The sequence below is a fragment of the Streptomyces sp. NPDC041135 genome, assembly GCF_055592085.1.
This window is the reverse complement of record NZ_JBVIYZ010000057.1, coordinates 1-11,092: the sequence shown is the minus strand read 5'-3', so window position 1 is coordinate 11,092 and position 11,092 is coordinate 1. Positions and strand designations below refer to the sequence as shown.

The following is an 11,092-nucleotide window of genomic DNA, read 5'->3' as shown; positions in this document are numbered from 1 at the left end:
GGGAGTCGACGCGGAGCGTCGAGGACCGACGACAACGCGGCAGATGTGCGTGCCACGCCCCGCGACGCCGACATGATCCGAACGACAGGCCCTAGCCCACGGGGCGGCGGGTCACGCACCGGCCGCCCTCGCGGTAGGAGGCGTGGGAGAAGGAACCCGGGGTCTGGGCGACCCACACGCCGCCGACGGCCTGGGCCCGCACGACGGAACAGGTGGTCCCGGTGCCGGCCCGCGGACCCGTGAACACCACCGTCGGTGCGGCACCCCCGGCCGGCAGACGCCCCGCCACCAGCGAGCGCTGCGGGCACGTCTCGACGTAGCTCCGGGTGTTCGCGACCGTCGACATATGGACTCCCAAGTGACCTGGCCCCGCTGCTGCGGCGCTCCGACTGCTGACTCAACGAAACCGCGAGTCGGGGGTCCGGCACATTGCGGCGGAACAGAGTCTTCGGGGTAGGGCCAGGCATACCCCGGGAGTACGACTGGGCTGCTGGGCGCGGGGGGCACCGCGTTTCTACGGTGGAGTCATGGCAATCGTGGATACGACATCGGTATGGGCGGCCGTCCGCCGCCCCGGGTTCCTGTTCTCGTCCTGGCCGTGGCGGGCGGCCGCCTATCTGCTGAGCAGTACGCCGGTGGGCCTGATCGGGCTGATCGCCATACTCACCGCGTTCACGGTGGGCGGCGCGCTCAGCGTCGTCCTCGTGGGGGTGCCCGTCCTGCTGGCGGCCGCGCTGTCCGGCGTCCCCATGGGCGTGGTCGAGCGGCGCAGGCTGCGGATGGTCGTCCCCCACGCCCTGCGCGACCCGCACGAGGTCCCGGAGGAGCCGGGACTCGGCCCCTGGTGCAGGAAGCGGTTCTGCGAGGCCGCCAGCTGGCGCGAACTGGCCTACACACTGCTGTTCGTGACAGTGCTGTGGCCGCTGGACCTGCTGGCGGTGGTCTTCGCGCTCGCCGTTCCCGTGGGCCTGATGGCGACCCCGTACATGCTGGCCGCGTACGGCGGCGGTGAGTCCACCATGGCGCTCAAGCAGTGGGCGGTCACCTCCTATCCGCAGGCCTGGGCGCTCGCCGCGCTCGGGATGCTGCTGCTGCCGGTCGCGGCCTACGCGCTGACCGTGGTGGCCGGTGCCCGCGCCGGCTGGGCGCGGATGCTGCTGACCTGACCGGGCCCGACGCCTCATCACCGACCTCCTTCCACGCCGCTCACGTCGATCCATTCAACGGGGCGGCGCGGCCGCCTGCTCGGCGTGTCCGTCGGCAGCACCCTGCCCCTGCAGGACCCTGCGAGAGGTGCCCCGGCAGGACTCCGCGAGAGGCCCGAAACCCGCCTCAGCAGCGCGTCCCGGCCAGTGACCGGGCGAGCATCAGCACCATCTCGTGGAAGCGGTACTGCGGCAGGCCCGTCGCGTCCACGCCCGCCATCTCCAGCAGCGACACATCGGTCAGCCGCTCCAGGAAGTCCTCCGCCGCCTGCTCAGCCATCCCGAACAGCAGCCCGGCCGTGACCGCGGGGAACGGGCCGCGCCCCAGCACCGCCAGCTCGGCGAGCAGTTCATGCTCCCGCGCGCTGAAACCACGCATCGAGGACAGCACGCACCGCCGCACGTCGAGATCCCCGAAGCGCAGCTCGTGCAGGCGCGTGTCCTCCTTCGCGAACCGCTCCGCCAGCCGCGCCGCCGACCAGTGCGGCCGGGACGCCAGGCGGGCGCCGGCGATCCGCAGCGCCAGCGGCAGCCCTCCGCAGGCAGCCGCGACGGCGCCCGCCGCCTCGGGGTCGACCGCGATCCGCCGTGCACCGGCGACCGCGGCGAGCAGAGCCAGGGACTCGCCCCGGTCCATCGGTTCGCACGCCGTGGTGTGCGAACCGGACACCGCGCACAGCCGCGCCCGCGAGGTGACCAGCACCGCGGCCGAGGCGCTGCCGGGCAGCAGGGGATCGAGCTGGAGGTCACCGGCCGCGTTGTCGAGCAGGACCAGCAGCCGCTTGCCCGCCGTACGGGTGCGGTACAGCCGCACCAGCTCGTCCAGGTCGGCGTCCGGGCCGTCGAGTGCCGCGACGGGTTCACCCAGGGCGCGCAGCAGCCGCACCAGGATTTCGGCCGGGTCCTTGGGCGTGCCGTCCGCGTGGCACAGGTTCGCGTACAGCTGCCCGTCGGGGAAGTGCCGGACGCCGGCGTGCGCGGCGTGCACGGCCAGTGCCGTCTTGCCCACTCCCGCCATGCCGGTGATCAGCATGCGCTGCGGCCGGAACACGGGCTGCCGTCCCGCCCGCGGCGGCGCCAGCTGCCTGAGCAGGACGCCCAGTTCGGCCTCCCGGCCGGTGAAGTCGGCGATGTCGGCCGGCAGCATCGCGGGCGGCGCGGGCTGCGGGACGGGCGGCGGCGCGAACGCGAACGGGCGACCGCCCGGGTTCTGCGGGGTGTTCGCGTGCGGCGCGGACGCCGCCGCCACCGGCCGCGGCAGGTCGAGGGTGCTGTGGAGCACCGCCTGGTAGGCGGCGTTCAGATCGGCGCCGGGGTCGACGCCCAGTTCGTCGGCGAGCGTGCGGCGGCCCTGCCGGTAGACCTGAAGCGCGTCCGCCTGCCGGCCGCACCGGTACAGGGCGGTCATCAGCTGGGCGCGCGGCCGCTCCCGCAGCGGGAACTCCGTCACCAGGCCGATCAGCTCGGGAAGCAGCTGCTGGTGCCGGGACAGCGCGAGGTCCGCCTCGATGCGGTGTTCCAGCATCGCGGCCCGCGCCTCCTCCAGTTGCGGGAGTTCCGCGTCCGCGAGGAACGTCGTGACGTTGCCGAGCGCGGGGCCGCGCCACAGCTCCAGTGCCCCGCTGAGCAGTTCGTGCGCGTCCTCGTAACGCTGCTCGGCGAACGCGGCCCGGCCGAGCCTGCCGAGCCGCTCGAACTCCGAGGTGTCCAGGCGGGCGTCGTTGATGAGGATGAGGTATCCGGGCTGGCGGCGGACCAGCTCCACCTGCGGGCCGAGCAGTTTGCGCAGCCGGGAGATGTACGTGTAGATCTGCGCGCTCATGGTGGCGGGCGGGTCCCAGCCCCACAGCAGCGCGCTCAGCCGGTCGTCGGTGACGATCTTCCCGCGGGCGAGCAGCAGGGCGGCGAGCACGGTGTGCACCTTCGCCCCCGACATGGAGACGCGCCGGTCGCCCTGTCTGGCTTCCACCGGACCGAGAAGCTGGAAATCCATGAGTCCCCCACTCACTGCCGTGCACTGCTGTCGCGAAGGCCGGCTGGATCGTCACAGCCTCCTGCTGAACCATTCTTGGAGGCCGTGACCTGCGAAGTCAGCCAAGCGAAGGGGCAGGAGACTGCGGTGGCAAGACGTTGCACGCTCAACCGGGCCGTCACAGCCCCGGGCTGAAACCCACGCCGTAGCCGACGAACACGAAGGTCGGCGCCCACACCGCGCTGCTCACGACGGACCAGGTCAGATAGGACCGCACCGGCATCCCCGACACCCCGCACAGCGTCGGTACCAGCGTGCGCAGCCCGGCGGTGAACCGCCCCACGAACACCGCCCGCCCGCCGTGGCGCTGGACGGCGGACAGGGCACGTGCGGTGGCGCGGGGCCGCAGCAGCCGGCGCGGCAGGCGGTCCAGCAGCCGGGTGTTCCAGCGCCGCCCGGCCGCGAAGCCGAGGCCGTTGCCCAGTACCGCACCGAGCAGCGCGCTGACCACGATCCAGCCGAGCGGGACCCGGCCGTGATGCGCCAGCATGCCGCCCATCATCACCGCGGTCTGCCCCGGCAGCACCACGCCGATCAGCGGCAGCGCCGCCTCCAGCGCCGGCAGCAGCACCACCGCCGCCAGAATTCCCCAGGTTCCGAACACCAGGGTGTGGTCCGTCAGCCAGGCCAGCATCTCCGGCCCCCCTTTCGCCGCCTCCAAGACAACCGCGCCAGGCCGCGCGGAACACGACCACTGGGCTGAGTCCTGGGGTAGGGCCCGCCCTACCCCCGACCCTCGCCCTGGAGGGATGGCCCCGGCAGACAACCGCCTCCTACCGTGAGGCCATGCGCTCACTCAACGTGTGGCAGGCACTGACCCGCTCCGGCTACCTGCTCTCAGGCTGGCCCTGGCGGGCCGCCGGCTACCTCCTCAGCAGCGCCCCCGTCGGCATCATGGTGCTCCTGGCGATCGTTCTCGAAGCGGCGGTCGGCAGCGCGCTGGCCGTGGTGCTGATCGGGCTGCCGCTGCTCGCGCTGCTCGCCCTGTCCGGGCTGCCGGTCGCGGCTGTGGAACGGCGGCGGCTGCGGCTCGTCGACCGGCGTCCGGCTCCCACGCCGCACCGGGTGCCGCACGAGCCGGGGCTGCTGGCCTGGGGGCGCACCCGGTTCCGGGAACCGGCGACCTGGCGGGAGCTCGGTTACACGCTGGCCTTCGCCACAGTGCTGTGGCCGCTGGATCTGCTGGTGTTCGTCATGGCGCTCGTCGTGCCGACGGGACTGGTGGCGACCCCGGTCATGATGGCGACGACCGGGGACGGCGAGCAGGCGCCGGTACTGAAGATGTGGACGGCTACCAGCTGGCCCGAGGCGTTCGCCGTCGCCGTCGCCGGCCTGCTGCTCTTCGCCGTCAGCGGATATGTGATCGGCGCCGTGGCGGTGGCCCGCGCCGAACTCACCCGGCTGCTGATCGCGCCGGTGGAGACCGGACTGGGCGAGAAGGTCACCGAGCTGGTGCGCTCCCGCGTCCGCCTCGTCGACGCCTTCGAAGCGGAACGCCGCCGCATCGAGCGGGACCTGCACGACGGCGCCCAGCAGCGCATCGTCGCCCTGACCATGGCGCTCGGCCTGGCCCGGCTCGACGCCCCGCCCGGCCCCCTGGCCGACCAGCTCGCCAAGGCCCATGACGAGGCCGGCAAGGCGCTGAGCGAGCTGCGGGAGCTGATCCAGGGCATCCATCCGAAGGTCCTCGCCGACTTCGGTGTGGGCGCCGCCGTCGCCGACGCCGCCGACCGGTCGGTCGTACCGGTGGACGTCTCGGTCAACCTGCCGCGCCGGCTGCCCGAAGCGGTCGAGGCCGCCGCCTACTTCGTGGTCTGCGAGGCGCTGGCGAACGTCGCCAAGCACAGCGGGGCACGCCGCGCGGAGGTCAGCGGCCGGCACGCGGACGGCTGGCTCGTCTTCGAGGTACGCGACGACGGCTGCGGCGGCGCCGACGCCCAACGGGGCAGCGGCCTCACCGGACTCGCGGACCGGGTGTCCGTGCTGGATGGCAGACTGACCCTGTCCAGCCCGGCTGGCGGCCCGACCCTACTGCGTGTGGAGATCCCGTGCGAGCCGACAGAGCGCTCCGTGTAGTCCTGGCCGAGGACAGCGTGCTGCTCCGTGAAGGACTGATCGGCCTGCTCGGCCGCTTCGGCCACGAGGTGGTCGCGGCGGTCGGGGACGCGGAGGCACTGATGACGGCCGTCGCCGAGCACACCCCCGACATCGTGGTCACCGACGTGCGGATGCCTCCGGACTTCACGGACGAAGGGCTGCACGCGGCCGTGCGGCTGCGCGCGATCCGCCCCTCACTGCCGGTACTGGTGCTCAGCCAGTACGTCCAGCGCAGCTACGCCTCCGAACTCCTCGACTCCGGGGACGGCTCCGGAGTCGGCTACCTGCTCAAGGACCGGGTCGGCCAGGTCGAGGAGTTCCAGTCGGCCCTCCTGGAGGTCGCCGGGGGCGGCACGGTCGTCGACCCGGAGGTCGTCCGCCAGCTGCTGCGCCGCCGCCGCGATCCGCTGGAGCGCCTCACGGCCCGCGAGCGCGAGGTCCTGGCCCTGGTCGCGGAGGGGAAGTCCAACACCGCCATCGCCCGCGAACTCGTCGTGTCCGAGGCGGCGGTGGGCAAGCACATCGGCAACATCCTCGCGAAGCTGGACCTGCCGCAGGCGGACGAAACCCACCGCCGCGTCCTCGCCGTCCTCGCCTTCCTGCGGGCCTGATCGCCGTATTCTCGCGTATTCCCATTTCTGGAATGGCGGATTCCTGGCGCATGAAAGCACGGCAGCGGCGGATTTCATCCGGTGCACATCGCCGCGCCCGCGCCGACCGGGCAAGACAAAGGCCCTTCACCGAATGCTCGGAGAAGGGCCTTCGCCGGTGCGACGAGGACGTCCGCGTCTGGTCAGTCCCAGCTGGGGTCCTCCGCCGGCAGCGGCACGGCACCGTCCCAGCTCGGGTCCGTCGGGGCGCCGTCCCAACTCGGATCCGTCTGGACGCCGTCCCAGCTCGGGTCCCCGAGTGCCGCCGCCACCTGCGTGGTCACGCCCTGTGCCGACTGGGCGACCGCCCCCGCGGCCGACGCGCCGAGCACCACCGTCACGGCGGCTGCGGCGACAAAACCTGTGTGCAGAAAGCTGACCTTCACGAAGACCCCCTGGATTGTTCCCGGAACACCGGAAAAAGACGCCGAGCGAGCAGACATGGCCCATCGGAATTGCCGTGAACGCTTTCCCTCTTTCCGGTGAAGCGCCCCCCGATGAATAAGATTCTTGTCCCTCGCTCACCCCCGCGACCAGGAAAAACTCATGTCAGGGTGCTGCGTTGGCAGTAGCTTGACAGCGGATCAATCCCTTCCGATCCGGCGGTCGGAAGAACTCCGTTTCTTGCCTTCGTAGAAGAAGTAAAGGCCAAGGGCCTACAGCTGGTTCCGACGTACACCCTGGAACCCCGCTTGAGGAGTACTCGGATGACCCTCGCCACCGAGCCGGCCACCGGCCCACCACAGCCCCCGCCCGCCGAAAGGCCGGACCTTGCCACGCGCACCGCCGAACTGCGCGGCCACCACGGGGAAGCACGGCGCGGCCCGGACGAGCAGGCCACGAACCGGCAGCACGCACGCGGCAGGCTCACCGCCCACGAGCGGATCGCCCTGCTCCTCGACACCGGATCGTTCACCGAGGTCGAGCCCCTGCGGCGGCACCGGGCCGTGGGCTTCGGCCTGGAGCACAGACGCCCCTACACCGACGGAGTCGTCACCGGCTGGGGCACGGTCCACGGCCGCACCGTCTTCGTCTACGCCCACGACTTCCGCGTCTTCGGCGGCACCCTCGGCGAGGCCCACGCCGAGAAGATCCACAAGGTGATGGACCTTGCCGAGGCAGCCGGCGCCCCGCTGGTCGCCCTGTGCGACGGAGCGGGCGCCCGCATCCAGGAAGGGGTCACCGCACTCGCCGGCTACGGCGGCATCTTCCGCCGCAACGCCCGCTGCTCCGGAGTGATCCCGCAGATCAGCGTGATGCTGGGCCCGTGCGCGGGAGGCGCCGCCTACTCGCCCGCGCTGACAGACTTCGTCTTCATGGTGCGCGGCACCTCACAGATGTTCATCACCGGCCCCGACGTGGTACAGGCCGTGACCGGCGAACAGATCGATCACAACGGCCTCGGCGGCTCCGACGTCCACGCGACCACGACGGGGGTGGCAGCTTTCGTCCACGACGACGAGGAGTCCTGCTTGGAGGAGGTCCGCCACCTGCTGTCGCTCCTGCCCTCCAACAACCGCGAACTTCCCCCGCACTCTCCGACCCACGACCCGGCCGACCGCCGCAACGACACACTGCTCGACGTGGTCCCGGCCGACCCCTCGCACGCCTACGACATCCGCGATGTCATCGCCGAGATCGTCGATGACGGCGACTACACGGAGGTGCACTCCCGCTGGGCGGCCAACGTCGTGTGCGCCCTGACCCGCCTCGACGGCCACGTCGTGGGCGTCGTCGCCAACCAGCCGGCATCGCTCGCCGGCGTACTCGACATCGCCGCGAGCGAGAAGGCCGCCCGCTTCGTCCAGACCTGCGACGCCTTCTCCATCCCCCTGCTCACCCTGCTCGACGTCCCCGGCTTCCTGCCCGGCCGCGAGCAGGAACACGGAGGCATCATCCGGCACGGCGCGAAACTGCTGTACGCGTACTGCAATGCGACAGTGCCGCGCATCCAGCTCATCCTGCGCAAGGCGTACGGCGGCGCCTACATCGTTATGGACTCCCGCTCCATCGGCTCCGACCTCTCCTTCGCCTGGCCGTCCAACGAGATCGCCGTGATGGGCGCGCAAGGCGCCGCGAACATCGTCTTCCGACGCGAGATCGCCGCCTCACCCACCCCCGAGACCACCCGCGCCCGGCTGATCGAGGAATACCGGTCCGAACTGATGCACCCCTACTACGCCGCCGAACGCGGACTCGTCGACGACATCATCGACCCCGCCCAGACCCGCACGCTCCTCATCCGCTCGCTCGCCATGCTGCGCACCAAACACGCCTCGATACCTGAACGGAAGCACGGCAACCCTCCGCTGTAGGAGACGACATGCCCACCACCGCACCCCTCCTGTTCACCGTGGAACGCGGCGCCCCCGACGCCACCGAGCTGGCCGCACTGACCGCGGTTCTGCTCACCCGCGCCCGATTGCCCCGGCCCCCCGCCCCCACGCCGGCCCCACCCCGTCCGAACTGGTCCCACTCGCACCACCGGGCTCCCGGCGCCTGGCGGCGCTGACCGGCACCCCAAACAGCCGGGCGGGACCGTGTCCGGCCCGGCCGACCAACCCAAGCCCGCTTCCCGAGGTGGCCAATTGTTGCGCAAAGTGACAACTGGAGCCTGCGCCGGGTGACATCATCGTCCTCACTCGCGGCAGCCCGACGACCGGTCGCCGTGTGCAGGGCGCTGCCATGACGCGCCGAGGGGGAAAACCGGCTTCGCCCGTGCGCGCTGCCGGTTGTCCTTGTCTTATTGCGGACGCCGAGGGGGCCGTCGGTGGAGTGGTACGAACACGCCTGGCTGGCGCAGTACGCATTACCCGCGGCGGTGAGCGCCGCCATCGCCTGGGTCGGGCTCCTGCGGGATTTCTCCCGGCGAGGACGGCTGCTGGGCAGCTGGCGGTCGGCCGGCCTGCTCCTTCTCATGCTGGGCATGCTCGGCGGCGTCACCGTGCTGGCAGCGGCGCTGCTCCCGCACGCCGGTGCGCTACCGCCCGTCGTGGCAGGTCTTGCCACGGGCGCGGCTGCGGTACCGAGACGGAAGCAGGAAGAGGGAACACCGCCCTACATCAAACTCATGACCCTGGGCATCGCCCTGGTCAGGGAGAGACTGATCGAGCGGGTACACCTGGACGCCCGGGCCTGGTCCGACACCTTCCTGGAAGGCATCCAGAACTCGGTGCAACTGCGCGTGTTCATCCACGATCTCAAGCTGTACCTGCTGGACCGGCACGAACTCACAGGCGACGTCAAAACCGTCAACACCATCTACGCGGATGCCGAGAAGGCGATCGACGCGGCCCTGGACGTACAGACACAGATCGACCAGGCCCGCCGCGACCCGGACACCGGCATCTCGCGAGAGCGCACCGAGAGCGAAAGCATCCGCCTGCGCAGGGCATTCGCCGAAGCCCGCGCCGAGTGCGGTGACCTGCTGCTCTTCGCCTACATCCACGGACGCCGCAGCGAATACCCGCAGCTGGCCGCCCTGCGCACCAAGGCCACATGGAACGATGCGTTTCGCAGCGCGCACGTACCGCCGCAGCGTTCCTGGCTCGAGCGCTGGCGCAAGCGGAGGCAGCGGACGAACCTCTGAGGCCTCCGAGGCAGGACAACTTTCGGACAGAACGGCTCAGGCCACGGTTCACATCCGCGAGGTGAGTCCGCTGTCCTTCAGTGGCGAAGCATCCGTACCGTCGGCACCGGCGACGTCCGTACCGCGAGGCGGGCAACGGAAGCTGATCTCCACCTCCGCGCCGAGCGCCTCGGCTGCCGCGGCCAGGGTGCGCACAGTGAGATTGCCGTCGCCGGACATGATCTGACTGACCCGCCCTGGGCTGACCCCCATGGCCTTCGCCAGGTCCGAGCGGGACATGTCCAGGCCCGCCAGTAGGCCGGCCAACGAAGCAGAAGCCTGCCTGGCCAGCCGGGCAGCCGCTAAGTCCGTGTTGCTCTCAGCACGGGCGAAGATGCCCATGTTTCACCCCCAACTCATAGGGAGACAACGTTCGTTGCCTCCCTATAAGGATGCCACGTTTAGCTGTAGCTAAAAACGGAGTTCGTGCAAAAACTACGCCGAACGGCTGTCCCTATACCAATGAACCAGCTCCCGACCTGCACTGATGCAGGGACCAGCAAGGGATACCGAGTCACCCGCCCGGAGTACTGATGTCAGGCAACCAAGTAACGCGTGACTGCCGCACGACGGACCGAGACCCCACCAGGGCCTCCGACGCCCGGGCCACCGTCAAGCACCACCTGCCCGTGCTCCAGAGACAATCTGCACACCAGAATGATGCATACGCGCGAGGGCATCAGACGGGGTGGACCGAACAGGCATTGCGCACCGTCCGAACCGGTTAACAACGCACGGCTGGGTACACGGGCCGACATGGCAGCGAACACCGATCACCTGAAGCCCCTGAAGGCCAGCCGGCAGCTGCGCCAGGTCCGCGCCTTCTACGCGGCAGGCGTTCTCCTGTGGGCCGCATCAGTGGCCTGGATGGCATGGGAACACCCCGGAAGCCGGCAGATGTGGACATCTGCCCTTCTCCTGGCAGTCTTCGCAGGCCTCCTCCTCACCGCATCCGTATGGCTACGACGTCTCGAAGCAACCAAGGTGTCCAGGCCCGCACACCACGCAGCAAGCCGAGCAACAACAGCCCCCCGCCACGCAAGCGCCTAACCCCACCTCAATGTGCCTGCACCACAGGCACATTGAGGCCCTCACACAGCGAGGCCGCCTTCACTGCGCTTCGTTATCTCTCGCGAAGCGAGAGCGTTCCCGCGAAGCGGAAACAGAACTGCCACGCGAAGCGCGGCAGTTCACTGCGCGCAGTTTCGTCCCCGCTGCGCAGCAGCAGGTTGGGTTGGTTCTCTCGCGAAGCGAGAGCGTTCCCGCGAAGCGGGAACAAACCTGTCCCGCGAAGCAGGACAGGTCGCTGCACTGCGCGCAGCGCAGTGGGGCTTGCTCTCTCGCGAAGCGAGAGCGTTCCGCGCGCAGCGCGGTTTTCCCCGCGAAGCGGGCCGTCCCCGCGGAGCGGGGACGGAGCTTGTTCCGCGAAGCGGAACAGCTCGCTGCACTGCGCGCAGCGCAGTGGGACCCGCTCCGCGGG

The 11,092-nt window shown here is 70.6% G+C and carries 11 protein-coding genes; 6 read left to right on the top strand and 5 right to left on the bottom strand.

What is annotated here, in order from left to right; genetic code table 11:
• Positions 1-91: 91 nt before the first annotated feature.
• The gene (locus ACZ6CZ_RS36905) at positions 92-346 is read right to left on the bottom strand and encodes a hypothetical protein (protein ID WP_469030309.1); all 255 of its coding nucleotides are present in this window, start codon (positions 344-346) and stop codon (positions 92-94) included.
• A gap of 181 nt (positions 347-527) precedes the next feature.
• Here ACZ6CZ_RS36905 and ACZ6CZ_RS36900 point away from each other — a divergent pair, with 181 nt between their 5' ends.
• The gene (locus tag ACZ6CZ_RS36900) at positions 528-1,166 is read left to right on the top strand and encodes a sensor domain-containing protein (RefSeq protein ID WP_469030306.1); all 639 of its coding nucleotides are present in this window, start codon (positions 528-530) and stop codon (positions 1,164-1,166) included.
• Positions 1,167-1,332: 166 nt separating this feature from the next.
• On the opposite strand, the gene ACZ6CZ_RS36895 is transcribed toward ACZ6CZ_RS36900, so the two are convergent.
• Both ACZ6CZ_RS36895 and ACZ6CZ_RS36890 read right to left on the bottom strand, forming a co-directional pair.
• Positions 1,333-3,198 (bottom strand): AfsR/SARP family transcriptional regulator, encoded by a 1,866-nt coding sequence (locus ACZ6CZ_RS36895; protein ID WP_469030304.1) that lies wholly within the window; start codon positions 3,196-3,198, stop codon positions 1,333-1,335.
• 157 nt (positions 3,199-3,355) lie between these two features.
• Positions 3,356-3,871: a DedA family protein gene (locus ACZ6CZ_RS36890; protein WP_469030301.1), complete on the bottom strand. Its 516-nt coding sequence runs from the start codon at positions 3,869-3,871 to the stop codon at positions 3,356-3,358.
• Positions 3,872-4,023: 152 nt separating this feature from the next.
• Here ACZ6CZ_RS36890 and ACZ6CZ_RS36885 point away from each other — a divergent pair, with 152 nt between their 5' ends.
• Positions 4,024-5,313, top strand: a complete 1,290-nt coding sequence (locus ACZ6CZ_RS36885) for a sensor histidine kinase (protein WP_469030299.1) — start codon at positions 4,024-4,026, stop codon at positions 5,311-5,313.
• Positions 5,286-5,945, top strand: a complete 660-nt coding sequence (locus ACZ6CZ_RS36880; RefSeq protein ID WP_469030297.1) for a response regulator — start codon at positions 5,286-5,288, stop codon at positions 5,943-5,945. Before ACZ6CZ_RS36885 ends, ACZ6CZ_RS36880 begins: the two co-directional genes overlap by 28 nt.
• Positions 5,946-6,127: 182 nt before the next feature.
• Here the strand turns inward: ACZ6CZ_RS36880 and ACZ6CZ_RS36875 are convergent, their stop codons facing one another.
• Entirely contained in the window at positions 6,128-6,370 is a 243-nt protein-coding gene (locus ACZ6CZ_RS36875) for a hypothetical protein (protein ID WP_469030295.1), read from the bottom strand.
• A 321-nt stretch (positions 6,371-6,691) separates the two neighbouring features.
• Between ACZ6CZ_RS36875 and ACZ6CZ_RS36870 the strand changes: the two genes are divergently transcribed.
• The 3 genes from ACZ6CZ_RS36870 (at position 6,692) to ACZ6CZ_RS36860 (ending at position 9,573) form a co-directional block, all read left to right on the top strand.
• Positions 6,692-8,299 carry an acyl-CoA carboxylase subunit beta gene (locus ACZ6CZ_RS36870; protein WP_469030292.1) on the top strand — a complete coding sequence of 536 codons (1,608 nt, stop codon included), beginning with the start codon at positions 6,692-6,694 and terminating at the stop codon, positions 8,297-8,299.
• Between the two features lie 8 nt (positions 8,300-8,307).
• On the top strand, positions 8,308-8,496 hold the full coding sequence (locus ACZ6CZ_RS36865; protein ID WP_469030290.1) for an acyl-CoA carboxylase subunit epsilon: 189 nt from the start codon (positions 8,308-8,310) through the stop codon (positions 8,494-8,496).
• A gap of 258 nt (positions 8,497-8,754) precedes the next feature.
• On the top strand, positions 8,755-9,573 hold the full coding sequence (locus ACZ6CZ_RS36860) for a hypothetical protein (RefSeq protein WP_469030288.1): 819 nt from the start codon (positions 8,755-8,757) through the stop codon (positions 9,571-9,573).
• Positions 9,574-9,621: 48 nt separating this feature from the next.
• On the opposite strand, the gene ACZ6CZ_RS36855 is transcribed toward ACZ6CZ_RS36860, so the two are convergent.
• A complete protein-coding gene (locus ACZ6CZ_RS36855; protein WP_469030286.1) occupies positions 9,622-9,954 on the bottom strand; it encodes a helix-turn-helix domain-containing protein in 333 nt (110 codons plus the stop codon).
• Positions 9,955-11,092: the final 1,138 nt, after the last annotated feature.